We start from the raw sequence: 24,635 nt of genomic DNA, 5'->3' as shown, positions 1-24,635 counted from the left end.
TTTCAGAAAATCTGTTTAAAAAGTTTTGTCGATTGTTTGTTTCATGGCTTATTTGCAGTTGTGACGTACAAAAAAGAAAGCCCCATCGATCCGTATGAAATACTTTTGTTTTTAGTTTCAATGATCATGTTTCGCGGGGACGCCTTCTTATCCGATCCGTTTTTTCTGTGCCTGCTTCCGGCCGGAGTATGCACCTCCGGGCAGAAGCAAAGGTTTCCCCAACTCTCATTATACTTCAAACCGGGGGAATTACAAATAAAGTTTGTCCCTTCATTTCTGAAAAAATTATGCGAAATGTAAAAAAAATCTTAAGTTCTTTACTTCTTTCCGTGATGTGTTATACTATATCGTAAGCAGCCCTATTTATATAAGTAAAGAGTAATTAAGGACGTGAGAGTTATGAAAATAGAAAAAATCAATGATAACAAGATCCGCTGCACACTGACCAGCGCCGATCTTGCCGAAAGAAATTTAAAGCTCAGCGAACTGGCTTACGGCACGGAAAAGGCCCGCAGCCTGTTTCAGGATATGATGCTTGAAGCCAACCAGCAGTTCGGCTTCAATGTGGATAATGCCCCGCTCATGGTCGAGGCCGTTCCGGTGGCTCCGGACAGCATTGTCCTCATTATCACCAGAGTCGAGGATCCACAGGAGCTCGACACCCGCTTCGCCAAATTTGCTCCATCCGGCGACGATACGGACGGACCGGAACCGGTACAGTATTCCGGCGCGGACGACATCATCGACCTGTTCCACAAGCTCTGCGATGTGAAGAACAAGGCACAGGAAATCGCAAAGAAAGCGGCACAGAAGGAAAACGAAAAAGAGCCTGCAGCATCAGAGGAAAAGAATGTGGATCTGGTACGCACCTTCCACTTCTCAACCCTCGACGATGTCATCAGCTCCGCAAAAGCGCTGAACCAGTATTTTACCGGCAGCAATTCCCTCTATAAGAACACGGCAGATGCCAACTATCAGCTCGTTCTGCACCAGTCCGGCTGCAAACCGGAGGAATTCAACAAGGTCTGCAACATTCTTTCCGAGTACGGCAGACAGGAATCCTTCTCCCTGGCCGCTGAAGCATTTCTGCTGGAACATGGAAATGCAATGGTAAAAGAGAATGCTCTGCAGGAGCTGGCTTCTCTGTAAGTTTTGAAACGTATGTATAAAAAAAGGAAGTCCGCGAAGGACTTCCTTTTTTGTACGTTCCGTACAAATTACTCTTCTGTGATAGCCTCGGTTGGACATACGCTTGCGCATGTTCCGCACTCAACGCATACATCCGGGTTGATTTCGTAATGGGAATCTCCCTCAGCGATAGCCTCTACTGGACATTCTCCAGCGCAGGTTCCGCAGCTTACACATTCGTCTGTGATTACATATGCCATGATCTTATCCTCCTTGTAGATTTTTTGGCCCTTTCGGTACTATCCACATTGTAAACGATTGCCCCCTGAAATACAAGTACAAAATTATAAACATTCTATAATCTTATGAATTTGTTCTTGCATTCCCCCCGGGGGTACGCTATAATCAAAATAGCCGTCAAAATCGGAACGACGGGTATATACACATTTAAAGGAGGAACTTTAAGATGGCAAAGATCTCGAAAGACATGACAATCGGCGAGTTAATCGCAATGGATACAAATATCATCGGAATCCTGATGGGAGCCGGTATGCACTGCATCGGCTGCCCTTCTGCACAGGGTGAGTCCCTGGAAGAAGCAGCTATGGTTCACGGCCTGGACGCTCAGGTTCTGGAAGACCAGATCAACGATTATCTGGCTGCAAAATAAGTCGGATTTCCGCGTGGATCCAAAAAGAACGCCTCTCACAGGCGTTCTTTTTTTCTGTCCGATTTACCCATTGTTCCGATGGCCCCGTTTTGCTTTCGTCCGTTTTCCTTTCTGCTCCAGCGTCGCCGCTGCTTCTCTCCGGCTCTGCTGGTGGCGGCGGATCGCCTCGTCCACGCGGCGGCTCCGCTCTTCCTGGCGCCGCTTCTGTATCATCTGATCGAGCAGACGGCCGAGCACGCGGTAAAACTCCGTCTGACGCTCCTCCTCTTCCTGCCGCATCACAGTGTCCGCCAGCTGTTCTGCTTCCCGCTCGGGCAGAAGATCGACAACCACCTCCGGCACTTCGTCCGCTTTTCCCGGTATTGCCGGATCCGGCTTCTCCTTTGCCGTCTCTGCCGCTTCCGCCGGAAACGCTTTGATCTCCGCCGTTGCCTGCACCAGCTTCGGCATCAGCTCGCGGATCGCTTTCAGGTGAAGCCCCTTTTTCTTCAGTTCCCGGATTCCCAGAAAAATCTGAATGTCCTGCGCAGTATAGCAGCGGTGTCCCAGCGAATTGCGGTGGATTTCCATGCCGAGCTCGTCCTCCCAGTACCGGAGCACATGCGCTTTCTCCCCGGTCAGCTTCTCCGCCTCCGTGACCAGATACGTTCTATTTTCCATACGGCAGCCACTCCCTTCTTCCCTTTATTATAAGAGCGTCCCCACCCCGCCGCAAGAAAATCTCATCGTAATATTCCGACAATTTTATACAATTATACACAAAAAAACGTGCCGCAGGACTATCCCACGACACGTTCTGACACCATACTATTCAGAGCCCCATCTCGATTCCGCTACGCTACATCTCGATGTGGCTTCTCGCCATATGAAATTGAGGGGAAAAGTGCTCATTCATGCAAGCATGAGTCGCACTTTTCCCCTCAATTTCGCATGGCTCTGAATAGTTACAAATATTTTCTTTTATCTCTCTGCATTCGCAAATTTCGTATAATCCGGCAGCCAGACCAGATTGACGGTTCCGATCGGGCCGTTTCGCTGTTTGGCGATGATGATTTCCGCGATTCCCTTATTCTCGGAATCCTTATTATAGTAATCATCTCGATAGATAAACATAACAACGTCGGCATCCTGCTCGATCGCTCCCGACTCACGCAGGTCGGAAAGCATCGGACGGTGGTCGGTACGCTGCTCAACAGCCCGGGAAAGCTGGGACAGTGCAACAACCGGCACATTCAGCTCTCTCGCGAGTGCTTTTAAGGAACGGCTGATATCCGAAATCTCCTGCTGGCGCGATTCCGAGGAGCTCTTTCCGCTTCCCGACATCAGCTGCAGGTAGTCAATGATGATGATATCAAGACCGTGCTCCAGCTTGTATTTGCGGCATTTCGACCGCATCTCTCCGATCGAGATACCAGGTGTATCGTCGATCATCAGTCGGGATTCACCGATCATGCCGGCGCTCTCGATCAGCTTGCTCCATTCGTCGTCTTTCAGGTTTCCGGTTCTCAGATGCTGGGAATCTACTTTCGACTCCATCGAGAGCAGACGGTTCATCAGCTGCTCCCGCGACATCTCGAGACTGAAAATCGCAACGGCTTTGTCTTTCTTAAACGCCATATACTGCGCAATATTGAGGACAAACGCCGTTTTACCCATAGACGGACGTGCCGCAATCAGGATAAAGTCAGAGTTCTGCAGACCCGATGTCTTGTAGTCCAGATCCGTGAATCCGGTCGGAATACCCGTGACATTTCCCTTCGTCTTCGATGCACGCTCGATGTTCTCCAGCGTATTGATGACAACCTGGCGGATCGGCATGAAGTCTCCGGAATTCCGCTGGCCCAATAACTGGAACATCTTCTTTTCCGTCTCCTCCATGATGACTTCCACCGGCTCTTTGTTCAGATAGCAGTCATTCTCAATCTCTTCTGTCAGCTTAATGAGACGGCGCAGCACCGCTTTCTCGCTGACGATGTTCGCATAATGGCGCACATTCGCCGAAGTCGGCACCGCATTTAAAAGATCGCGGACAAACTCCATCGAACTGATCTCCGGCGGAACATCCTTTTCACGCAGGCGGTTCTGCAGGGTGACCAGATCGACCGGTTTTCCCTCATTGAACAGCTCCACCATGGCATCAAAAATGACGCCGTACTGGTGCTGGTAAAAATCGTCGCTCGTCAGGATTTCCGATGCCGCCATGATGGCTTCGCGCCCCATCAGCATGGAACCGATGACCGACTGCTCCGCCTCGATGCTGTGCGGAAGGATTCGTTTAATCAGTGCTTCTTCCATAGAATTATGCTTCTTTTACGATAACTTTCAGCTTTGCAGTTACTTTGGTATGCAGGCGGATCGGCACTTCTGTCGTTCCAAGAACCTTGATCGGGTTCGGAAGCTGCATTTTCTTTTTGTCGATGTCGTATCCGAGCTGCTCTTTTGCTGCCTCAGCGATCTCTTTTGCCGATACGCTTCCGAATACTTTTCCGCCCTCGCCGACTTTGATTGCTACGGTAACCTGTTTGTCCTCAATCTCTTTCGCGAAGCCTGTGCCTCAGCGAGCTGCTCTGCTGCCACTTTGTCCTCGTGTGCTTTCTGGAGTTTCAGCTCATTCAGGTTTTTTGCGGTTGCCTCGATGCCGAGTTTTTTCGGCAGAAGCATGTTTCTTGCATATCCGTCACTTACGTTTACAGTCTGTCCTTTTTTACCAAGTGCTTTTACGTCTTCCAGTAAGATAACTTTCATATCAGATTTCTCCTCCATCCTGCATTTCTGTTAAGGTTGATTTTAGGAGGCTGCGCGCCCCCTCCAGATCGACGGTCTCAAGCTGGCATCCTGCCATATTCAGATGACCGCCGCCGCCCATCCGCTCCATGATGATCTGTACATTGACCTCATCAATCGCGCGGGCGCTGATATAGATCACGCCTTTATACTCGGTCAGTACAAAGGACGCCTTGACACCGACAATGTTCAGCAGCTCGTTCGCCGCTTGTGCTCCGACCACCGTCGGGCTGTCCACATAGTCGCTCGGGCATTCGGAAATCGCGAACTGGCCGCGGAACAGCTCCGCATTGCGGATCGTCTCTCCTCTTGCCTTGTAATCGTTCATATCCTCACGGAACAGCTTGCGCACACGCGTCACATCCGCACCGCAGCGGCGCAGGAAAGCTGCCGCCTCGAACGTGCGGACACCTGTTTTCTGCATAAAGTTGTCGGTATCGATCATGATGCCGGCATAGATGCTGTCCGCCTCCACGTTCCGGATGCGGATTCCCTCGGTAAAATACTGGAGAATCTCGGCAACCATCTCGCTCGCGGATGATGCATACGGCTCAATATAGGAAAGCACCGAGTTGCGGATCGTATCGCTTCCCTGCCGGTGATGATCCAGCACGACGATCATTTTCGCCATGTACAGCAGATCCTCACACTGTGTGATGCTCGGCTTGTTCGTATCGACCACAACGAGCAGCGTGTTGTCGTCCATGATCTCTTTCGCCTCATGGTTGTTGACAAACATGTCCGCCTCATAATCCTGGTTGTCGCGGAACGTATTCATCAGCGGAATGATCGAGCTGGTCGGGTTGTCGATGACGATGTACGCTTTTTTATTCAGCGTTTTCGCCGCACGGTAGATACCGATGGCCGCACCGAACGAATCGGCATCCGGCAGGCGGTGTCCCATGACAACGACCTTCTCTTTCGTGTTCATAAACTCTTTCAGCGCGTGCGCCTTGACGCGGGCTTTGACTCTCGTATTCTTTTCCACAGCCTGCGTTTTTCCGCCGAAATACTGAATCTTCGAACCGTCCTTTAAAACGACCTGATCGCCGCCCCGGCCAAGAGCCAGGTCGATCGCGATTTTCGCATACTCGGAGTTTTTCGCAAACGATCCAGCATCTGCTCCGATACCCATACTGATTGTGACCGCCATCTCGTTTCCGATGTTGATGGTCTTGACGTCCTCGAGGATATCGAACTTTTTCTCTTTCAGTTCATTTAACGAACTCCGGCGCATGACCACGATGTATTTGTCGTTCTCATACCGCTTCACCAGTCCATCGAGATCGTTGAAATATTTGTTGATCTTTCGCTCGACCAGTGCGGTCAGAAGGGAACGGCGGACCTCCTCGACGCTCTCCAGCGCCTCGTCGTAGTTGTCCAGATACAGAAGACCGGTGACCATCGTTTCGTCCTCGAATTTCCGCATATACTCGCGGAGCTCCGTCTCATCGAACAGATACAGTGCCTGAATAAAATAGCCTTTGATATCTGTGTTGATCATCTCCGAATTCTGGATCAGCTCGTCGATGCAGACGCTTTTTACATGGGCACGGAAATTCTTTTCGCCGTAAGCCACGTTGATGTCGGTCTCCTCCTCATTTTTCGGCAGCCGCTCGACCGTCAGCTCCGGAAAAATGGTGGCGATACATTTATGATACTGTGTATCCTTCCCTGTGATTTTTGTAAACTCTTTGTTGACCCAGAGAAGTTTTCCCTGCGAATCCATAACGGCATAGGGCAGCGCCAGTTCCTGGATCAGATGCTTCTGAACCTGGCCGTATTCGGTCGCAAAGGTAATCAGCTCGTTGATCACCTGCGGACGCTGTCTGTAATAGAGAACTGCGGCTGCGATCACATAGACTGCAAAAAACAGCGTGAACCACATTCCTGCCATCACATCCACAAAATACATGCCGATATTCATCACAAGCATCAGGATGGACAAAATCAGCGGCCATCGAAGATAGCTCCGCAATTGGCCGCTCAACTTCATTTTGCTTTTCATTTCCTAACACCTTTCCAACGTTGCGTGTTGTATTTCGCTCCTGTCTTTCCGATTATACCACTTTGACCTGTACTTTGGCAACAAGATACTTCTGGATACAAAAAAGGTACCCGCCCTTTTCGGGCAGATACCTCCATTTATTTACCGATTCAAAATGAACGTTCGGACAGTGCTTAGCGCAAGTCAGAATCAATCATCTACGTACGGCATAATAGCCATATGTCTTGCTCTCTTAACGGCTACTGTTACTGCTCTCTGATGTTTTGCGCAGGTTCCAGTTACACGTCTCGGCAGGATTTTACCACGCTCGGATACATATTTTTTCAGTTTAGCTGCATCCTTGTAGCTGATCTCTTCTCCACCACAGAAAACACAAACTTTTCTTCTTCTGCGGGCCGGTCTTCTGGAAGCTGGTCTTTCACTATTATTATAAGCCATGATCAATCTCTCCTTTTCTATCAATTAAATGGCAATTCTTCGTCAATGCCATCGGGAATATTCATAAAACCATCGGCGCTGCCCAGGTCAGATGTATTCGCGGACGGAGCCGGATTGTTATGCTGCGGTGCGGAGTATCCTCCGTTGTTTCCACCTGCATTTTTGCTCTCTGCAAACTCCTGCTCTTCTACAACTACGTCTGTCGTGTAGACCTTCTGGCCTTCACGGTTGGTGTAGCTTCCGGTCTGAATGCGGCCGGTGATGGCGATCTTCGTTCCCTGACGCAGGTATTTCTCTGCAAATTCTGCCTGGCGGCCGAAAGCAACGCATCCGATAAAGTCTGCGGTTGCGGAATCGCCGTCTCTGCGGAATCTGCGGTCAACAGCCAGTGTATAACGGGCTACCGCTGTGGAGTTCTCTCCAGCAGAGTATCTGACATCGGGATCTCTGGTCAATCTTCCCATCAATATAACTTTATTCATTCGCTTACCTCTTAAGCTTCCTTTTTAACGACTAAGTATCTCAGTACGTTATCCATAATACGCATATGGCTCTCGATCTCTGCCGGAGCTGTTGCGTCTGCTTCAAACTGAATAAAGTAGTAATATGCTTCACGCATATGCTGAATTTCGTATGCAAGGCGTTTTTTGCCCCACTCTTCTACTTCGCCAACTGTTCCGCCGTAACGGGTTACATAACCTTTGGCTTTCTCAACTACAGCTGCGCGTTCCTCTTCTTCAAGTTTTGCATTCACAACCAGTGCTAATTCGTACTTGTTCATGCTTTACCTCCTTTTGGACTTTTTGGCACCCCATTTTCATTATGGGGAGCAAGGAATTATTTTTATACGTCACAATTTGTTATTTTAACATAAAAAAGGGCTTATAGCAAGCCCTTTTTCGCGTGTTTTCTTGTTTTTTTCACGATATTACGCATCTTTTTTTTCGTAATCCGCGGGTGTTTTTCTCGACCAGCTTGCGTGCTACCATGATCTGGTGGCCGCAGCCGGTGCATTTGAGACGGAAATCTGCGCCGACACGCAGGATTTCCCACTCGCTGCTGCCGCACGGATGCGGCTTTTTCAGTTTTACAATATCGCCTACTTCGTAATGTTCTGCCATGTTTTTCCGCCTTATTTTTATATTTCCTGACACTTTCCGAGATTTTTTCTCAAGGTTCTCTCTGTATCATCAGAGCCGCACCTCCATTTTTCACAGCTCTGAAGTTTCACACCCGGATACTGCCGAGCACCTGTCCGATCGGCTGCTGGATCAGAAGATCTGCGTTGTTGTCCATCGGTGTTGCACCTTTATTAATCAGGACCAGTACATCGCCCCGAAAATACTGGAGAAGACCTGCTGCCGGATACACAGCAAGCGACGTTCCGCCGACGATCAGAAGATCGGCGGCCGCAATCGCGCGGATCGCACCGTCGAGCACTTTCTCATTCAGACTCTCCTCGTAGAGTACGACATCCGGTTTGATCATGCCTCCGCATTTTTCACATCTTGGAACTCCGCTGCTCCTTCTCACCAGCTCTGCATCGCAGGATGCCCGCATTTCATACAATAATTGCGATGTGTGCTTCCATGCAGTTCATACACTACTTTACTTCCCGCCGCCTGATGCAGTCCGTCAATGTTCTGCGTCACAATCGCTTTTAATTTTCCCGCCGCTTCCAGCTCTGCAAGCTTTTTGTGCGCCGCGTTCGGTTTCGCGCCGACCGGAAGCATTTTGTCGCGGTAAAAAGCATAAAACTTTTCCGGATAGCGAAGGAAATAGCTGTGGCTTAAAATCGTCTCCGGCGGAACATCGTATTTCTGATGGTAAAGACCATCCACGCTCCGGAAATCCGGGATTCCGCTCTCCGTAGATACACCCGCGCCGCCAAAAAATACGATGTTTTCATGCGTGTCAATCATTCTCTGCAATGTTTCGATTTTTCTTTCCTCTTCCATCTGCCTTCCTCCTTCTATAGTAAGATCAGAAAATCGTTGCCGAATTCTTTCCGCAGATTAAAACCTGCGGCCTGTATGCAGCCTTCAAAAAAGCTTTTTCACAACTTTACCGGTTCCGTCGTACTCCCAGTACAACAAATCGGCCGGTCGTATCACTCGCCGCACAGGTAGACAGCACAATGATATGGCTGTTTTCATCCATCGGCAGCTGCTCCACCGGGATCTCCGAACGCGCCGCCATCGTATTCAAATACTGTACAAACGCTTCGCCTCCGCCGGAATACAATGTGTAGACATCACTGTCTGCCTCGGTATAGAAAGCAGAAAAAATCTGGTACACATCGTTTGATTCCGGCGTCAGCATCCAGAAATAGACGCTGTCCTTGTATTTTTCCTGCTCCTTCATCTGTTTCAATTTTCCGAACATGGAGAGATTCTTCATATTATGACCGTAAACGATTGTGTTTCCATCACTGAAATCACCCTGATTCTGGTAATCGAGGAAAATGGAACCCGCAAAGTTGCTCGTTCCCTCGTACGTCGTATGAAGATACGCATCGTTGTCCGGCCCCTGTACGACCGGGTAACTGATGTCGAGAGCTTCGATATAAAGCCATCCCTTCACATCCGGGTTAATCGCTTTTAAGGATTCAAAATCGACGGCAAGCGGCGGTTCTGTCGGATACGACAGTGGTTCCGGCTCCGGTTCGGAAGGCTCCGCCGGTTCGGATTCCGCCTGCGGCTCCTCTGTTTTCGTCGGTGCCGGTGTCTCCGGTGTTTTTGTAATTTCCGTCGTATACTGCTGCAGATCCCGGTATTCATCCGTGCCGGTCTTGTAATCCAGGTAAATGCCGATCAGCTTGTACCCGGAAAAGCAGAAAACAGCAAGTGCCGCTAAAAATACCAGAGTCCAAAGCGGATTGCCGCGTTTTTTCTGTTTCTTTTTCTGTTTTCCCATGCGTCTCCTTTATCACTTTTTTACTGTCTGCGCTGTTTTCTCGAAGCGCTCTGAATTTGTCTCAATTATAAGCGTGCCCCTTTCTTTTGTCAACTTATGCCCCCGGAAAAGGATTGCACCCGCCCCCATCTTATGATAGACTAAAAGTCGACTGACAAGTCACTTGTGAATACAGTAACACACCACATACATGAGGAGGAATTCCATATGCGAACAATCAAAAAAGTCGCCTCGCACATCTTCATTGATGGCTTCGGCGGCATGACGCAGGGTCTTTTTGCAACCCTGATTATCGGTACGATGATTCAGCAGATCGGTCTTCTGATCGGCGGTTCGACCGGAAATGTGATCTATCTGCTTGGAAAAGCTGCCGCAGCCCTGACAAGTGCCGGTATCGGTGTCGGCGTGGCAGTGAAATATGGGGAAAGCCCGCTTGTCACGGTTTCTGCAGCCGTCGCCGCCATGGTCGGCGGTTATGCCGGCAAGATCACCGGCGGCACATTCTTTGTGGACGGAAATGCCGTTCTGGCAGGACCTGGCGAACCGCTCGGCGCTTTCATCGCAGCTTTCGCAGGCATCACCTGCGGCCATCTGGTTTCCGGCAAGACCAAGGTTGATATCATCGTGACACCGGTCATCACCATCGGAGCCGGTTCCGTTGTCGGACTGCTCGTTGGACCGCCGATCTCCCAGATGATGACAGGCCTTGGAAGCATCATCAACTGGGCAACGGAACAGCGGCCGTTCATCATGGGCATCGTTGTTTCGGTCGTCATGGGTATGGTTCTGACACTGCCGATCAGCTCCGCTGCACTCGGCATCATTCTGAATCTTTCCGGTCTTGCCGCCGGTGCCGCAACGATCGGCTGCTGCTGCAACATGGTCGGATTCGCGGTTGCAAGTTATCGGGAAAACAAATTCGGCGGCCTTGTCGCACAGGGTCTTGGAACCTCGATGCTTCAGGTGCCGAACATCATGCGTCATCCGCTGATCTGGCTGCCCGTCATCTTCTCGAGTGCGATTTTAGGACCCGTCTCCACAATCCTCGCCAATATGCAGAATAATGCAACGGGAAGCGGCATGGGTTCCGCAGGTCTTGTCGGACAGATCACAACGTATCAGACGATGATCGCTTACGATGATCCGAAGCTCGTCATCATCAAAATTATTCTGCTCCACTTCGTGCTTCCGGCTGTGATCACCTTGTTCTTCTCAGAGGTATTCCGCAAGGCAAACCTGATCAAATCCGGCGATATGGCTTTGAATCTGTAATCTGTATTTTTAAAAGGGAATGGAACTGCGCATCCGGCAGCTCCATTCCCTTTTTTATCCACATTTCTCTTTTGATTTTTTCTGTTTTTACACCGTTTCTTCTGCGTTTTCCGCATTTTCCACTGCCGCGGCCGATTCAGCTTCCGCTGCCGTTTCTTCCCCCGGCCACACGCGGTGTGCCTCTACCATTGGCTCAATGGTCTGTGCCATCAGCAGATGGATCATGTCAAGGCTCCGCTCGCGGAACCGCGACGGCAGAAGCGGCGCGATCGCCACATCTGTCACGAGGGATTCAAGGCCCTCGATAATCAGATCCTTGCCCGGCGTCTCATTCCACTCCAGTCTGATCCGCTCGAAATCACGCTGGAAAATGATTTTGACCTTCCGTCTTGCGGCCTCTTCCAGAAATGCAAACTCAAGCTTCAGCACCAGTTCGCCGTCTTCATTCTCCGCAAACTGTCCCGTCGTTCCGAGCAGATACGATTCCTCGTTTTCCACCCATTCTACAACTTTGGACCCCGTAAGACCGATCGCAATGCGCTGTGTTTTTTCTCCCTCGGTCAGCTCGACAAAGAAACGGCCTTTTTCATAGAAGAAACCGATGCGGCGGATGCCGTCGGAAAAGTTGTTGTGGAAGACCTGCAGCGTCAGCGGAAACATGCCGACATGCGTGTCCTCCATTTTATATTCTTTTCCGTGCAGAAGCTGCGCCATGTCGATCTGACGCGGTGTTCCGCTGTTCCGCGGCCCAGGTGTTCTCCGCTTCCAGCCGCCGCGCAGGATTCTTCCCGGTGTCTCTTTCGCGCCCTCCAGATCACGGCAGGTCTGCACCAGCTTCTGATATGCCATCGGGCTTTCCGCCTCGCCGGATTTCAGCTCTGCACCAAATTCCGCGCCGAAATACTTCCGCACAATGTCGAGCATCTCACACGTCTGGAACAGCTCGTTGCTGCCCGCATTTATCACAATCACCACGCCGGTATCCGGATAACCGAGCACGTTCTGCCCCAGCATGCCATTGAACGCAAAGCTGCCCGGCCGCTCCTCCATCCAGACCTGGTAACCATAGCCATATTTTCCCATCTTTTCCGGCGGTGTCGCATGAACGGAGGTGGACGCTGCGACCCATTCCGCCGGGACGATCTGTTTTCCTTCGAATTTTCCGCCGTTCACGTACATCACCCCGAGCTTGGCCGCGTCCTCCGGGCACAGGAAGAGGCCCCAGCCGCCTTTCGTAATCCCTGCCGGGCAGCTCTCCCAGAAGACTTTCCGGATGCCAAGAGGCTCAAACAGACGCGGCCGCAGGTAATCTACCATTTTCATGCCGGTGCGCTCCTGTATGATTGCAGACAGCAGATACGTGTTCATACTGTTGTACTCAAACGCTTCGCCCGGCGTTCCCTTGACCGGCGCATTTAAGAAGCTGTCCACCCAGTCGTTGCCGGAAACAACGCCCATCTCGTTGAACTGTACGCCGCTCTTCATCGTCAGAAGATGCTTCACGGTCAGATTCGGGCGCAGGATCTTCTGCAGCAGACCGTTTCGTTTTTCAAAAATATCATAGACGTTCTCGTCCAGGGAAAGTTTTCCTTCACTGATCAGAAAACCAGCCGCCATGCCAGTGATGCTCTTACACATAGAATACGTCGCATGCCAGATGCCGCTGCGGTATGGGGCGAAATTGCATTCGCAGATGACATGTCCATTCCGCAGGACCAGCAGATGATGCATGTCCGTATGGCGCGCAGCGGCGAGCTCACGAAGCATCTGCGTCAGCTTTTCCGATGAGATGCCTTCGCTCTCCGGCACCACGCGCGGAAAATACGTTTCCGGAGATGCAAAATCCCCGAACGCTTCCTTCTGCGGCGCAAAGTCCGTCTTTCCCATATGTCCTGTCGTCCCACTCATAAATCCCCAGATCATTTCCATTGCGGTTAACTGTTCTTTCGCTGCCATGTACGATGCCTCCTGTCTCATGCGGTTGGATTTCCCTGTTTTTCCAGTTTTCCTCATTATATCCAGATTCCTTGAAAATCGCAATGCTTCTTCTGATAAAAAAGAACCGACATAGAAATCTGTATTTCAATTTCTGCCGGTTCTTTTCCGTGTGTGATTTTTTTATTTTACTTTAGCTTACTCATTCCAGAGTTTCATACGCTCCTGATAATTCTGTGTGATAACTTTTTCTACATCTTCCAGTCCTGCGTCATTCATTTCGGAAATCATCTTGTCGTACTCTTCCATTGCCGCATCGTGGCTGTCTGCATTCACAATCTTCGGATATTCCTGATCGTAGATATCCTGGATTTTCTGCCATTTCAAGCCATCCGGAGTGCTTCCTGCCGGGGTAAGGCCTGTAAACTCTGCGGTATCCCATCTGTCGTTCTCACCAAAGTGATTCATAGCCACCTGCCGGGTCTCTTTTACTTTATACTGTGTTACATCGTATGGAGTTCCGTCTGTACCATTTCCGTTCTTTACAAACCAGGTCCATTTGCGGACGCCGGTATCCAGTTTTGTTTTGTCAAAATCCGTCTGGAATCCTTCAATCAGATCATCGTTCGGAACGTGTTTTCCATCTTCCATATTCCAGTTGGTTCCCTCAATACCCCACATCAGAAGATACTGTCCTTCTTCGCTTGCAAGGTAGTTGATCATCTTCATGGCTGCTTCCGGATTTTTACAATTCTTGGTGATCGCGATTGCATCCCAGCCAAGTGTACTTCTTCCGCAGTAAGTAGTTTCATCTGCACTGATTCCGTTTCCAAGGATTTTATAGGAATAGAATTTTGCATCTTCTCCTACAGAAGAAGCAAGTGCTGTATTTGCTGCATCGGTATCCCAATAGGAAGCAAAGGTACTGAATACGTTGCCTGCAGACAGTTTCTGCGTCCACTGATTTTTCTTGTTGACAACCCACTCTTTGTCCAGAAGGCCTCGGTATACAGTTCATTGGCAAAGGACATCATCTCTTTGAAGTTTGGTGCTTTGGCAACATGTTCCAGATTGTCCCCATCCTGATAATATGTTTTCAGACCATACATTCCTTTTAATGTTCCATCGTAGTTTTTGGATTCTGCATCAAAGGTAATGGCAATACTCTCTTTTCCGTCAATGGTCGGATGAAGTTCTTTGAATTTCTTACAAATGTCAATATACTCTTCCTGTGTAAATGGCTCATCGCTGTCTGCGCGGTCTTTTCCAACGATTTCGCACAGATAATCATAGCGCATCAGAACACCGGCTACCGGATCCGGATCTTCTCCGTACCAGTTATTCAGATAGTAATTTTTTCCATCGGTATAACGACTCTTGTTTAAGGTTTCCCCGTACATCTCTTTTACATCCGGGCCGTACTCATCGATCAGATCATTCAACGGAAGCAGTGCGCCTGCCTCAATGTAACGGTTTACAATATCATTTCCACGATCCATCAGGACGATATCCGGGTAATTCTGACCGGTCAGCATCAGGTTCAATTTTTCCAGCGGATCTCCGGTTGGATTTTCTACCTGAATTTTGACACCTGTTTTTTCCTCAATTGCTTTTGCAACTGGATCATCAAAGGTATTGCTTCCGGAGTTTTTGTCAAAGATAGAAATCGTAACTCCGTCTGTTGATACCTCGCCCGATGCAGATGATGCACTGCCGGATGCAGTACTTGATGATGTACTGCCATTTGATCCGCATCCTGCAAGCATTCCCGCTGCCATCAGGACACTCATCGCCATTGCGATACACAACGCCAAAGTAAGAAACATTTTCATATCCAACCGCCAGACTCACTTCCCGTACTTTATTTTTCTTATTCTTTAACAGTTCCGCCGCCCTCTGCAGACGCATTTCCGTATTGTATTCCAAAATCGTTTTTCCTGTTGCCTCTTTAAACAGGCTCCTCAGATAATTCGGAGACAAACCGACCTCCGCGGCCAGCTTCTCGATATCTGCGCTTTCCGAGCAGTGCTCCTGAAGATATGTTTTTACCTGATAAACGGCATAGTAATTTGGATTTTGATTCTGTTCTTCAAAAAATGCCAACATCCGTTCCAGATACTGCTTCATCTTTTCCCGCATCTGATAACTGTTGTTTGCTTCAAAAATTTCATTTTCTCTCAAAATTTTTTCTGCTTCCATCCAGTTTTCCAGCAGTTCATCGCTCAAAACAAGACGGTTCCATAGATACATATAGAGATTGTAAACTTCTCCCGCAAATGTTTTCGGCGCAAGCCCTTTAGCTTTTGAAAATAATCTTTCATGGTCTGCAGCGTTTCCTGCTTTTTCCCGTTGCTGACCAGACGACAGATTTCTTCTCTCCGCTCCTTCTGTTCCCGGAAATGATATGCTTTTTCCTCTTCCGTTTCTTTTTCATCTGCACAGAAAAGTTCCGGTGGATCCATATGAAATGCCAGAACACAACAGTTCCGAAGTTTTTCCGCCTTTTCGTACAGGCAGTCAGCTGTCCATGCTCCACTGCACCATCCAACGGCTCTCGGTGCGTCTTCTTTCAAATCATTCCAGATCTGAAATGCCGTATCTTTCACCGACAGATACCCCGCCAGCAGCAGAATGCTGATCCGTTCCGTTTTGCTGATGTAACGGATGCCCTTGTATTTTTCCTGAATTTGGCTACAGATGTTTTCTTCCGTTTTTCCATAAACCGCTATGATTCCAAACCTGCACTCTTCCAGTTCTTCTCCAAATACACCACGGAAATTTTTCCGTAAAAGCTCTGTTTCCTGTTTTTCCCGCAAAGCCATTTCCAGCAACTGCTTCGCCGCCGTTTTCCGCGACCAGTCTGCTATCTCACTTTTCTCCAGTTCACTTCTCACTTTTTTCAGACATGCTTCTACTTCTTCAATCGTAAATGGCTTTAAAAGGTAATCCACGGCATTCACCTGAAAAGCGGAATGGATATAGGAAAAATCATCATATCCTGTCAGAAAAACAATTTTGCATGGATATCCCCGGCGTACGATCGTCTCTGCCAGTTCAATTCCACTCATTCCTGGCATCTGAATATCCGTAATCACAATATCTGCCATATTTTCTTCCAGGCACTCCAGTGCCCTTCTGCCATTGCGCGCGGTAAATACCCTGGAAATCCCGTTCTTTTTCCAGTCAATATAATCCCGCAATGTCTCCAGTTCAATTTCTTCATCTTCTACAAGAAGAACGCGATACATTTTTTCCCTCCTGTTTCCAGTTGCTCCTGCAGTTTTCTTCTTCTGCTGCTTTTCATTTCTGTCTTTTTACTGCAGAAGTTCAATCATATACGCCTCATACGGCTGTAACTTCCACACTTCTTTTGTGAGGCTTTCTGTATCATTATGAATCAGAACCGTTCCTTTTGTCAAATCATATCGGGCTTTCATCTCTGCCGCGGTATCCCGGAAATTGCAGAGCACAATCAGCTTTTTCTCTCCCAGATTTCTCTCATAAGCAAAAATATCCGGATTTTCTTCCTCAATCAGACGGAAATCCCCATAAACAAGAGTGTCATTTTTCCTACGCAGCGCAATTAGTTTTTGATAGAAATAGAAGAGGGAATCCGGATTTTTTCTGCTGTTTTCCACATTGATCTCCGCGTAATTCTGATTTTCCGCCATCCACGGTGTTCCCGCTGTAAATCCGGCGTGTTTTTCCGCATTCCACTGCATTGGCGTCCGCGCATGGTCCCGGCTGTTCCGTGCAAGATAGGTACGAATTTTTTCTTCCTCCCAGCCTTCTTTTTTACGGTCTTCGGCAAAATTTACAGACTCGATATCCTGATAGTCCTCGATCCGAAGCCCTGACACATTTGTCATACCGATTTCTTCCCCCTGGTAAATATAAGGAGTTCCTTTCATCCCATGGAGAAGGACAGCCAACATTTTTGCTGATTTTTCCCGATACGGTTCCCTGTCATTTCCAAAGCGCGATACGACACGCGGAAAATCATGGTTTCCCCAGAACAGGCTGTTCCATCCTTTTTCTTCCAGTCCCGTCTGCCATTTTTCAAAGAGCTGCTTCAGTTGCGGCAGCGTATACGGTTTCGGATCCCAGTTTCCACTTCGGATGCCGTCGATTCCCATCAGTTCAAACTGAAAAATCATACTGAGCTCCTGGCTTTCCGGATCAGAATACTGCTGTGCCATTTCTACCGTAGCACCTCCGGTTTCCCCCACTGTCAGGATCTGTTCTGATTTTCCATACGTATTCTGATTCATTTCCATTAAGTATGTATGAATCTGCTCTGAATGAGTATCATTTCCTCCATGTCCATCTTTTACAATATTGTCAATTGCATCCAGCCGGAAACCACGGATCCCTTTATCCATCCAGAACTGGATCATCCGGTACAGCTCTTTCCGAAGCGACGGATTTTTCCAGTTCAGATCCGGCTGCATTACACTGAAACTGTGATAATAATATTCCTGAACCTCCGGCACCCATTCCCAGGTGCTTCCTCCAAAGAATGCTCCGCCGCCTTCTGGCGGCTGCTCCTTCGTTCCTTCCTTCCAGATGTAAAAATCATGGTATTTACTGTTTCGATCCTTTCTGGCTTCCAGGAACCATGGGTGCAGATGGGAACTATGATTTAAAACAAGATCCATCATGACCACAATTTCCCGCTTTTCACAGGCTGCGATCAGTTCTTCCAGCTCTTCCATTGTGCCCGCTTCTTCCATTACTTTATAATAGTCACTGACATCATATCCATTGTCGTAATTAGGAGAATCGTTAAAAGGCGAAAGCCAGATGGCTCCAACACCAAGCTCCTGCAGATAGTCCAGCTTCTGCAGAATCCCTCCAAAATCGCCGATGCCGTCTCCGTTGCTGTCACAGAAGCTTCTGGTGTAAATCTGATATACGGTTAAGCTATGCCACCACTCTCTTTTCATTTTCTGTCCTCTCTTTCTTTTTTCCTATAAGAGCAGTATAATGATATTATCTTATATTTTCTAACCTGATTTTCGTATTTAATGAAAGGATTTTGACTTTTATGAAAAAAGAACGTTCAAAAGAGCTCTTTTCTCCTGAATCTTGTTCCCCTGTTCTTTCTGGCGGAATCCGGGATTTTACCGTGCATGGAACCGAACCTGTTCCGCTCCATATCTATCATCAGGATTATGCGCATGGCGGGCTCTCTGTTCCTTTTCACTGGCATAAAGAATTAGAATGGATCTGGGTTGAAAAAGGTACTCTCACTCTGACACTGAAAACTGAAACCCGGACAATTTCCGAAGGTACTTTTCTTTTCATCAACAGTCACGAACTGCATCAGCTCTGCAGCATTGGAACTACCCCTTCGGTTCACCATGCCCTTGTATTTCTTCCAGAAATTCTCTCATGTGCCTATCTGGATTCCTGTGAAGCAGACTGGATTCGTCCGCTGCTCTCTCATCAACTGCTTCTTCCGGCTTTTCCATTGGAAGAGCTTTCTGCTGCTGAAGCCTCCTCTCAGACACAGAAAACATTTGTACTGACATTATCTGAGCTTTTCCAGGAAATCCTGTATGCATACGATACCAAACCCATCGGCTGGTTTCTTCTGATCAAAAGTGACATGTATCGGATTCTTGCACTTCTGGCGCAATACCAGCTTTTTCTTCATCCGGAACCCCTCTGCACTCGTAAAAAAGAAAGATCTGATCAGTGTAAAAAACTCTTACGTTATATTCAGGATAACTATGATTCTAAAATCCGTCTTTCAGATCTTGCTGCTATACTCAATATGAATCCACAATATTTTTGTCGTTTCTTCAAAACGCACTTTCACACAACGCCTATTTCCTATATCAACCAGTACCGCGTAACCCAAGCCGCAGATCTTCTTACCGGCAGCTCGCTTTCTATCTTGGAAATTGCTCTGGATACCGGATTTGAAAGCCCCAGCTATTTTGCCAGCATTTTCCGCCGGACTTTTGGTATGTCACCGGAAGAATATCGAAAAGTCATGCCCTGACCCGGCAAATTTTTCTGTTCCCTTTTTATATCTACGCAAAGATAAATCACTTTCTTACACAGCGAAACTCAAATTTTTTCCTTCTGAATGCACGGCAACACAAATCTCAAAAATTTTTGATTTTTTTTCAAAAAAACACTTGCCAAACTCGTTTTCTTATGATAATATACTACTTGTCGCTGAGCAAAAATCACGGCAGACAAAACAAAAACTTCGGCTCCGTGGTCAAGCGGTTAAGACATCGCCCTTTCACGGCGGTAACACGGGTTCGATTCCCGTCGGAGTCATATGGCGTCGTAGCCAAGTGGTAAGGCAATGGTCTGCAACACCAGTATCCACCGGTTCAAATCCGGTCGACGCCTCTATTTTCCCGGAAACAGATGGTTTCCGGGATTTTTCTTTTTCAAAATTATTTCAAAAAAGCTGCCGGTTCTGTTTGCTTCGGCAGCTTTTTTGAAAATATCATTTTTTTAATTTTCTTTTTCTTTCACATAGTCTTCATACACATACGCCGTTTTTCCCTCATACGAAATCTTGTACCATCCATTCTCTTTTCCGAGCATTTCCACTTCTTCCCCTGTCGTCAGAGCTCCGATAACCTGGCTTGTGCTGACGTTGGGTTCTGTACGTACATTGACCGGTGAGATACAGGTGACGGTTTTCTTACCCTTCTGCTTTTTCACGCCATCCGAATTATTTTCTGCTTCCAGCGCTCTTTTCTGCTCCTGGCAGGCCGTCTGAAATGTTTCTGTCAGCAGCTCATTGTCCGGAAACTGCAGAGACTCCAGTATTTCCGGCACGATTTGCTGTGTATCGTTGCTGCCGCTTCCTTTTTTCCATATGATCTGATACCCTTCATTCTCCGTTTTCACCCCGCAGAAAAATGCAATCGGAATCTGCAGGGAATTTTTTACCTGGAAACGATAAAAGGAACTCTCGTTATCTTTTCCTTCGTTAGCTGTTTTCACCATAAAATCGCTGATGCTGTTTTCCCCTGTTATTTCATTCGGGTAGAGCAAATTTTCAGCGCTCTCTTCGTCCTCCGGAAAATCCATAAGCGCTACTTTTGCCATTCCTTCCCGATACGATATCTCAAGACTTTCCCCATCTTCCGATATGAAACTGCATTGGATTTTCTCATCTCTCATTACATTCCAGCCTTCTGGAAGTGTGATTATAATATTCTGGTATGTAGAAAGAAACTCTTTTTCACCATCTTCTGACTCATCCTGGACATTGGATGCTCTTTCGGAGACAGCCGATGGATTCTCCTTTTCCACCTGCTGGTTGCCACATCCCATTACCACAATAGTTGTCATCAAAAGAACAGCTAAACAGTTTTTTCTGTTTCTCATGTACAATTTCCTTTCTTGACAGTTCCGTCTTTATTTTCTGTCAGAAAATTTCTTTTGCTTATTGTATCACAACTATTTTTGCACTGTAAAGAGTACATTCCTTCCCTCCTGCTTTGATTTTCTTTATGCAAAAAAATCTCCAACCAGATTGAGGTTCCCTCCTCCAAAAATCCAGTTGAAGATTTTTCTTATCTTTTTTATTTTACTTCTGTAAATTCGACCCGGATACTCTCATACTCTCCCAGCACCTGATGCAGGGTCAGCCCCGCACGGTTCCAGGTACGGCCAAGGCGGACTTCCTGGTCCAGACTGCAGCGGTACAGCTTATCCTCTGCAAGACCGCACACTTTCGTGTGAACCGGAAGCATATTTCCTTCTGCGTCAGTCTTTACGATCGTAAGCAGTGCGCGGCTCTGATCCTTTGCCACGAACTCCCATGCCATGAAATCCTGTTTTTTCAGTCCGGTCAGACGGTAATACAGGCCTTCGTGTGTGAGCTCGTAATATTCATGCATCGCAGCAACCTGCTCTTTTACCATCTCTTTCTCTTCATCCGAAATCTTATTCAGATCCATCTCATAGCCGAAGCTTCCTGCCAGCGCTACATCGCCTCTTGTCCGGAACGGTGTCACGCGGCCGGTCTGATGGTTCGGGCATACAGAAACGTGGGAACCAACGGTACTGATCGGATAGAAGAACGAGCTTCCGTACTGAATAGACAGGCGGTTGATCGCATCGGTATTATCGCTGCACCAGATCTGCGGGGAATAATACATCATACCGGCATCATATCTTCCGCCTCCTCCGCTGCAGCCCTCGAGCAGCAGATTCGGGCATGCGGCAAGGAATCTTTCCATCAAATCGTAAACACCGAGCACATAGCGGTGATACAGCTCTCCGTTCCGGCTCTGTGCTGCCACATGGCTGTAAACATCGCAGACGCTGCGGTTCATATCCCATTTGACATAATCAATCTTTGCATCATGAACGATGGTTGTCAGACGCTCCAGCAGATACTCACGCACATCCTCACGCGTCATATCAAGTACAAGCTGATTTCTGCTGTGGTTCGGCACACGGCCAGGAATTGCAAATGCCCAATCCGGATGTGCACGGTAAAGATCACTGTCCTCGGAAATCATCTCCGGCTCAAACCAGAGACCGAATTTCATGCCCATCTTGTGAATTTTTTCTGCAAGCTGCGCCATGGAGCCGTTCATCTTTTTCTCGTTGACAAACCAGTCACCGAGACCACTGTTATCATCCTCTCGTTTTCCAAACCAGCCATCGTCAAGCACCAGCATCTCAATGCCAAGCTTTTGCGCCTGTTCTGCAATTTTCAGGATTTTTTCTTCGTTGAAATTAAAATAGGTTGCTTCCCAGTTGTTGATCAGAATCGGTCGTTTGGCATGCTTGTATGCGCCGCGGCAGATATGCTCGCGGATGATCTCATGATACTGCTGTGACAGTTTGGTAAGGCCTGTTCCGGAATAGCTTAAGATTGCCTGCGGGGTATCGAACGCCTCTCCTCTTTCCAGATGGAAGCAGAAATTGGTCGGATGAATACCCATCTGAAAACGGGTCTGATTTTTCTGATCCTTCTGTGCTGCCGCAACAAAGTTTCCGCTGTAAACGAGGCATGCGCCGATACAGGAACCGTGTGTCTCACCCGCACCCTCCTCGCAGAGGATCACAGCCGGATTGTAATGATGGCTCGATGTACCACGGGTGCTTCCGATCTCGACTTTTGCATGCTGCACCGGAATCCGCTCCGCCGTACGCTCCATCGCATGACGACCCGAGAAATAGATCATCTCATAATTTTCATACATCAGATCCATGCTAAATGACAGCATTTTTTCCAGCTCAATCGCCGTTTCTCCGTGATTTTCGAGTCTTGCCGCTCTCGTAATCACATTTTCCTTTTCAAATACACCGTAAAACAACTTCAGAACAATATCGGAAGCCTTCTCCGTCATTGTAATAACAAGAGTCTCACCTTTTTCTTCCTCTGTATCGTACAGCGCCGGCATTCCGGGAATAGCATAGGAATGATCCAGAATTTCGAACGAATCGAAACGAAAATCTGCTGCAAAGCTGCCGTCTGCGTGGCGGATCTCAATCATATCATCGCGGAAATCACCGACACCACTTCCCGGAATTTCCTGCGGAAGTGCATCAAGAGAATATTTCCGGTTAGGGCCTGCTTCCTCCGGATTTCCTGCAAATCCCATATCCGTACAGAAAATCAGACCGGAAAGATTTTCCTCACCGATTTTTTCTCCATAGTAGAGATGCAGAAGCACATTTTTGTCATCTGCGAACATCTGGTAACTGCTGTCTTTTGTCTGGAGGGTAAATAACCGTCCATTTTCACTTACTTTGATTGCCATGGTTTTTTCTCCTTTATCTTATCGCATTTTTTCGGGCTGCTCACACCAAAATCACTTTCTTACATACCCGAACAGCAAGTGTTCCGGTGCTGTGTGAACCGCAACGGCTGCTACTCCGGGCCTTTGATTTCCTACAGCGGCTTGCAGTATCCTGCAAAACACGATATAATTTTACTGACATTTCGGAATCTTATCCTTTTGTGACATTCCGGCTTTTCTGATGATTCATTTTGTGAGGTATACTTATGGAAACTTCCTGGACACTTCCCGTCCCAAAGCATAAATTTTCGGATCTTTATCTCTGCTTCTGCGGCTACGAAGCCTGCCAGCCACTCCACAGCTACGGCCCTGCTGTACGCCCCAATTATGTGATCCACTACATTATTTCCGGGAAAGGCACTTTTACCATCGGAAACCGCACTTACCGCTTAACCGCTGGGCAGGGCTTTTTCCTGATGCCAAATGTCCGCACCTACTACGAAGCCGATGCGGATGATCCCTGGACATATCTCTGGATCGGTTTTGACGGCGAAAAAGCTGCCTCTTATGTACAGGAACTTGGTCTTTCCGAGGAGCACCCTGTCTACCAGTGCAACTTTTCCGGTGAACTGCAGTCCCTCTTGTTTCAGATGCAGAAGCACAATACATATGACACCTCTGACCAGTATCTTCTAGAAGGCTGTCTGTACCAGTTTTTCTCAATTCTTTCCCGCGAAATCACGCTTGCCGATCCTTCTGCACGGGAGAGCGGCAATCTTTACGTAGAAAAAGCCGTTGAGTTTATCCGAAATAATTATTCCAATGAAATCCTTGTCTCGGATATTGCCAGATATGTCTGCATCAACCGAAGTTACCTTTATACCCTGTTTCAAAAATATCTCCATACCTCACCGCAGGACTATCTTTCTTCCTGCCGGATCACGCGTGCGCTCGAGCTTTTATCGTATACGGATCTCTCCATCGAAACGGTCGCTTTTTCCTGTGGTTACCGGAATGCCGAAGTTTTTACCAAAGCCTTCCGCCAGAAGCAGGACATGACGCCAAGCGCCTATCGGAAAAAGTTCCGCCTGGACACGACTCCGGACTCTGCACATGTTCCGTGATCTGTCTGATTTTATTATAACGAAATCTTTCTTCCATGAACAGGAAGAAATGTTATGGAAAACCGTCAAAATGTTAGATGGCGTTTCTTAATGGCTACAGACAGCAAAAAAGCGATACAGTCATGATTTCTCATTTCTGTATCGCTTCTTCATCTTAGCTCCCCGAGTTGGGCTCGAACCAACAACCCTTCGGTTAACAGCCGAATGCTCTACCATTGAGCTATCGAGGAATATCTCAGGAATCTTTTCCTGACAATCGTTACTATAACACAATCTTTTTCGAAAAACAAGTATTTTGCGGAAAATAATTACAAAAAGCCACCGGATCTCTCCGATGGCCTTTCCGATATACCTTCAAAACCGCACATACTTTACATCTATCATTCCATTTTTTGTGAACACAACCAATTAGGTCAAGCCCTCGACCGATTAGTAACAGTCAGCTCCATGCCTTACGGCACTTCCACCCCTGCCCTATCTACCTCGTCGTCTTCAAGGGGTCTTACTTCTTTAAGAATGGGATATCTCATCTTGAGGGGGGCTTCACGCTTAGATGCCTTCAGCGTTTATCCCTTCCCGACTTGGCTACCCGGCCGTGAACCTGGCGGTTCAACCGGTACACC

22 protein-coding genes, 3 tRNA genes, 1 rRNA gene and 2 pseudogenes are annotated in these 24,635 nt (G+C 47.9%); 7 read left to right on the top strand and 21 right to left on the bottom strand.

Going from position 1 to position 24,635, the window contains the following annotated elements:
- Positions 1–399: 399 nt before the first annotated feature.
- Positions 400–1,149, top strand: coding sequence for an adaptor protein MecA (locus DXA93_RS16145; RefSeq protein WP_022461617.1), 750 nt, complete (start codon positions 400–402; stop codon positions 1,147–1,149).
- A gap of 68 nt (positions 1,150–1,217) precedes the next feature.
- Here DXA93_RS16145 and DXA93_RS16140 read toward each other — a convergent pair whose 3' ends face one another.
- Positions 1,218–1,388: a DUF362 domain-containing protein gene (locus DXA93_RS16140; RefSeq protein WP_022461616.1), complete on the bottom strand. Its 171-nt coding sequence runs from the start codon at positions 1,386–1,388 to the stop codon at positions 1,218–1,220.
- Between the two features lie 206 nt (positions 1,389–1,594).
- Between DXA93_RS16140 and DXA93_RS16135 the strand changes: the two genes are divergently transcribed.
- Positions 1,595–1,798, top strand: a complete 204-nt coding sequence (locus DXA93_RS16135) for a DUF1858 domain-containing protein (RefSeq protein ID WP_022461615.1) — start codon at positions 1,595–1,597, stop codon at positions 1,796–1,798.
- A 63-nt stretch (positions 1,799–1,861) separates the two neighbouring features.
- Here DXA93_RS16135 and DXA93_RS16130 read toward each other — a convergent pair whose 3' ends face one another.
- The 10 genes and pseudogenes from DXA93_RS16130 to srtB all read right to left on the bottom strand — a co-directional run bounded on the left by DXA93_RS16130 (position 1,862) and on the right by srtB (position 9,944).
- Complete coding sequence (locus DXA93_RS16130; RefSeq protein WP_055220134.1) at positions 1,862–2,458, bottom strand: MerR family transcriptional regulator; 597 nt, start codon at positions 2,456–2,458, stop codon at positions 1,862–1,864.
- Positions 2,459–2,758: 300 nt separating this feature from the next.
- Complete coding sequence (dnaB, locus tag DXA93_RS16125) at positions 2,759–4,093, bottom strand: replicative DNA helicase (protein ID WP_022461614.1); 1,335 nt, start codon at positions 4,091–4,093, stop codon at positions 2,759–2,761.
- 4 nt (positions 4,094–4,097) lie between these two features.
- Positions 4,098–4,543: pseudogene (gene rplI / locus DXA93_RS16120) on the bottom strand (50S ribosomal protein L9).
- Position 4,544: 1 nt separating this feature from the next.
- On the bottom strand, positions 4,545–6,590 hold the full coding sequence (locus DXA93_RS16115) for a DHH family phosphoesterase (RefSeq protein WP_117802327.1): 2,046 nt from the start codon (positions 6,588–6,590) through the stop codon (positions 4,545–4,547).
- 189 nt (positions 6,591–6,779) lie between these two features.
- Positions 6,780–7,028, bottom strand: coding sequence for a 30S ribosomal protein S18 (rpsR, locus tag DXA93_RS16110; RefSeq protein ID WP_022461611.1), 249 nt, complete (start codon positions 7,026–7,028; stop codon positions 6,780–6,782).
- A 20-nt stretch (positions 7,029–7,048) separates the two neighbouring features.
- Positions 7,049–7,510, bottom strand: a complete 462-nt coding sequence (locus DXA93_RS16105; RefSeq protein ID WP_055220137.1) for a single-stranded DNA-binding protein — start codon at positions 7,508–7,510, stop codon at positions 7,049–7,051.
- Positions 7,511–7,521: 11 nt separating this feature from the next.
- Positions 7,522–7,809: a 30S ribosomal protein S6 gene (gene rpsF, locus DXA93_RS16100; protein WP_022461610.1), complete on the bottom strand. Its 288-nt coding sequence runs from the start codon at positions 7,807–7,809 to the stop codon at positions 7,522–7,524.
- 139 nt (positions 7,810–7,948) lie between these two features.
- Entirely contained in the window at positions 7,949–8,149 is a 201-nt protein-coding gene (locus DXA93_RS16095) for a DUF951 domain-containing protein (RefSeq protein ID WP_119208757.1), read from the bottom strand.
- 106 nt (positions 8,150–8,255) lie between these two features.
- Positions 8,256–8,986, bottom strand: a pseudogene (locus DXA93_RS20765) (NAD-dependent protein deacylase).
- Positions 8,987–9,092: 106 nt separating this feature from the next.
- Complete coding sequence (srtB, locus tag DXA93_RS16085; protein WP_119208755.1) at positions 9,093–9,944, bottom strand: class B sortase; 852 nt, start codon at positions 9,942–9,944, stop codon at positions 9,093–9,095.
- Positions 9,945–10,151: 207 nt separating this feature from the next.
- Between srtB and DXA93_RS16080 the strand changes: the two genes are divergently transcribed.
- Entirely contained in the window at positions 10,152–11,216 is a 1,065-nt protein-coding gene (locus DXA93_RS16080) for a PTS transporter subunit IIC (protein WP_117509767.1), read from the top strand.
- A gap of 87 nt (positions 11,217–11,303) precedes the next feature.
- Here the strand turns inward: DXA93_RS16080 and DXA93_RS16075 are convergent, their stop codons facing one another.
- The 6 genes from DXA93_RS16075 to DXA93_RS16050 all read right to left on the bottom strand — a co-directional run bounded on the left by DXA93_RS16075 (position 11,304) and on the right by DXA93_RS16050 (position 18,097).
- Positions 11,304–13,172 (bottom strand): serine hydrolase domain-containing protein, encoded by a 1,869-nt coding sequence (locus DXA93_RS16075; protein WP_158583307.1) that lies wholly within the window; start codon positions 13,170–13,172, stop codon positions 11,304–11,306.
- A 177-nt stretch (positions 13,173–13,349) separates the two neighbouring features.
- Positions 13,350–13,880 (bottom strand): hypothetical protein, encoded by a 531-nt coding sequence (locus tag DXA93_RS16070; RefSeq protein ID WP_243106551.1) that lies wholly within the window; start codon positions 13,878–13,880, stop codon positions 13,350–13,352.
- A gap of 137 nt (positions 13,881–14,017) precedes the next feature.
- Entirely contained in the window at positions 14,018–14,917 is a 900-nt protein-coding gene (locus DXA93_RS18740; protein WP_243106554.1) for an extracellular solute-binding protein, read from the bottom strand.
- Complete coding sequence (locus tag DXA93_RS16060; protein WP_158583306.1) at positions 14,805–15,377, bottom strand: helix-turn-helix domain-containing protein; 573 nt, start codon at positions 15,375–15,377, stop codon at positions 14,805–14,807. Before DXA93_RS16060 ends, DXA93_RS18740 begins: the two co-directional genes overlap by 113 nt.
- Positions 15,374–16,399: a response regulator gene (locus tag DXA93_RS16055; protein ID WP_119208748.1), complete on the bottom strand. Its 1,026-nt coding sequence runs from the start codon at positions 16,397–16,399 to the stop codon at positions 15,374–15,376. Before DXA93_RS16055 ends, DXA93_RS16060 begins: the two co-directional genes overlap by 4 nt.
- A 66-nt stretch (positions 16,400–16,465) precedes the next feature.
- Entirely contained in the window at positions 16,466–18,097 is a 1,632-nt protein-coding gene (locus tag DXA93_RS16050; protein WP_118600996.1) for a glycoside hydrolase family 13 protein, read from the bottom strand.
- Between the two features lie 101 nt (positions 18,098–18,198).
- On the opposite strand from DXA93_RS16050, the gene DXA93_RS16045 reads away from it, so the two are divergent.
- From DXA93_RS16045 to DXA93_RS16035, 3 genes are all read left to right on the top strand, one after another.
- Entirely contained in the window at positions 18,199–19,161 is a 963-nt protein-coding gene (locus tag DXA93_RS16045; protein WP_119208746.1) for an AraC family transcriptional regulator, read from the top strand.
- 215 nt (positions 19,162–19,376) lie between these two features.
- Positions 19,377–19,448: transfer RNA gene (locus DXA93_RS16040), tRNA-Glu, on the top strand.
- A gap of 3 nt (positions 19,449–19,451) precedes the next feature.
- Positions 19,452–19,523: transfer RNA gene (locus DXA93_RS16035), tRNA-Cys, on the top strand.
- 108 nt (positions 19,524–19,631) lie between these two features.
- On the opposite strand, the gene DXA93_RS16030 is transcribed toward DXA93_RS16035, so the two are convergent.
- Both DXA93_RS16030 and DXA93_RS16025 read right to left on the bottom strand, forming a co-directional pair.
- A complete protein-coding gene (locus tag DXA93_RS16030; RefSeq protein WP_119208744.1) occupies positions 19,632–20,516 on the bottom strand; it encodes an SH3 domain-containing protein in 885 nt (294 codons plus the stop codon).
- A gap of 197 nt (positions 20,517–20,713) precedes the next feature.
- Positions 20,714–22,909, bottom strand: coding sequence for an alpha-galactosidase (locus DXA93_RS16025; RefSeq protein WP_119208743.1), 2,196 nt, complete (start codon positions 22,907–22,909; stop codon positions 20,714–20,716).
- Positions 22,910–23,154: 245 nt separating this feature from the next.
- On the opposite strand from DXA93_RS16025, the gene DXA93_RS16020 reads away from it, so the two are divergent.
- A complete protein-coding gene (locus DXA93_RS16020) occupies positions 23,155–24,012 on the top strand; it encodes an AraC family transcriptional regulator (protein WP_118741937.1) in 858 nt (285 codons plus the stop codon).
- A gap of 158 nt (positions 24,013–24,170) precedes the next feature.
- On the opposite strand, the gene DXA93_RS16015 is transcribed toward DXA93_RS16020, so the two are convergent.
- Positions 24,171–24,242: transfer RNA gene (locus DXA93_RS16015), tRNA-Asn, on the bottom strand.
- A gap of 179 nt (positions 24,243–24,421) precedes the next feature.
- Positions 24,422–24,635, bottom strand: a 23S ribosomal RNA gene (locus DXA93_RS16010); the annotation flags it as partial.

It is taken from the genome of Blautia sp. OF09-25XD, assembly GCF_003482095.1.
GTDB classification, from domain to species: domain Bacteria; phylum Bacillota; class Clostridia; order Lachnospirales; family Lachnospiraceae; genus Fusicatenibacter; species Fusicatenibacter saccharivorans.
This window is presented reverse-complemented; position numbering and strand designations above follow the sequence as displayed.

Excerpts from the sequence above, each read along its gene's own strand:
- DXA93_RS16145 (WP_022461617.1), top strand. The coding sequence starts at position 400 with ATGAAAATAGAAAAAATCAATGATAACAAGATCCGCTGCACACTGACC.
- DXA93_RS16140 (WP_022461616.1), bottom strand. The coding sequence starts at position 1,388 with ATGGCATATGTAATCACAGACGAATGTGTAAGCTGCGGAACCTGCGCT.
- DXA93_RS16135 (WP_022461615.1), top strand. The coding sequence starts at position 1,595 with ATGGCAAAGATCTCGAAAGACATGACAATCGGCGAGTTAATCGCAATG.
- DXA93_RS16130 (WP_055220134.1), bottom strand. The coding sequence starts at position 2,458 with ATGGAAAATAGAACGTATCTGGTCACGGAGGCGGAGAAGCTGACCGGG.
- dnaB (WP_022461614.1), bottom strand. The coding sequence starts at position 4,093 with ATGGAAGAAGCACTGATTAAACGAATCCTTCCGCACAGCATCGAGGCG.
- DXA93_RS16115 (WP_117802327.1), bottom strand. The coding sequence starts at position 6,590 with ATGAAAAGCAAAATGAAGTTGAGCGGCCAATTGCGGAGCTATCTTCGA.
- rpsR (WP_022461611.1), bottom strand. The coding sequence starts at position 7,028 with ATGGCTTATAATAATAGTGAAAGACCAGCTTCCAGAAGACCGGCCCGC.
- DXA93_RS16105 (WP_055220137.1), bottom strand. The coding sequence starts at position 7,510 with ATGAATAAAGTTATATTGATGGGAAGATTGACCAGAGATCCCGATGTC.
- rpsF (WP_022461610.1), bottom strand. The coding sequence starts at position 7,809 with ATGAACAAGTACGAATTAGCACTGGTTGTGAATGCAAAACTTGAAGAA.
- DXA93_RS16095 (WP_119208757.1), bottom strand. The coding sequence starts at position 8,149 with ATGGCAGAACATTACGAAGTAGGCGATATTGTAAAACTGAAAAAGCCG.
- srtB (WP_119208755.1), bottom strand. The coding sequence starts at position 9,944 with ATGGGAAAACAGAAAAAGAAACAGAAAAAACGCGGCAATCCGCTTTGG.
- DXA93_RS16080 (WP_117509767.1), top strand. The coding sequence starts at position 10,152 with ATGCGAACAATCAAAAAAGTCGCCTCGCACATCTTCATTGATGGCTTC.
- DXA93_RS16075 (WP_158583307.1), bottom strand. The coding sequence starts at position 13,172 with ATGGCAGCGAAAGAACAGTTAACCGCAATGGAAATGATCTGGGGATTT.
- DXA93_RS16070 (WP_243106551.1), bottom strand. The coding sequence starts at position 13,880 with ATGAAGATGATCAACTACCTTGCAAGCGAAGAAGGACAGTATCTTCTG.
- DXA93_RS18740 (WP_243106554.1), bottom strand. The coding sequence starts at position 14,917 with ATGCTTGCAGGATGCGGATCAAATGGCAGTACATCATCAAGTACTGCA.
- DXA93_RS16055 (WP_119208748.1), bottom strand. The coding sequence starts at position 16,399 with ATGTATCGCGTTCTTCTTGTAGAAGATGAAGAAATTGAACTGGAGACA.
- DXA93_RS16050 (WP_118600996.1), bottom strand. The coding sequence starts at position 18,097 with ATGAAAAGAGAGTGGTGGCATAGCTTAACCGTATATCAGATTTACACC.
- DXA93_RS16045 (WP_119208746.1), top strand. The coding sequence starts at position 18,199 with ATGAAAAAAGAACGTTCAAAAGAGCTCTTTTCTCCTGAATCTTGTTCC.
- DXA93_RS16030 (WP_119208744.1), bottom strand. The coding sequence starts at position 20,516 with ATGAGAAACAGAAAAAACTGTTTAGCTGTTCTTTTGATGACAACTATT.
- DXA93_RS16025 (WP_119208743.1), bottom strand. The coding sequence starts at position 22,909 with ATGGCAATCAAAGTAAGTGAAAATGGACGGTTATTTACCCTCCAGACA.
- DXA93_RS16020 (WP_118741937.1), top strand. The coding sequence starts at position 23,155 with ATGGAAACTTCCTGGACACTTCCCGTCCCAAAGCATAAATTTTCGGAT.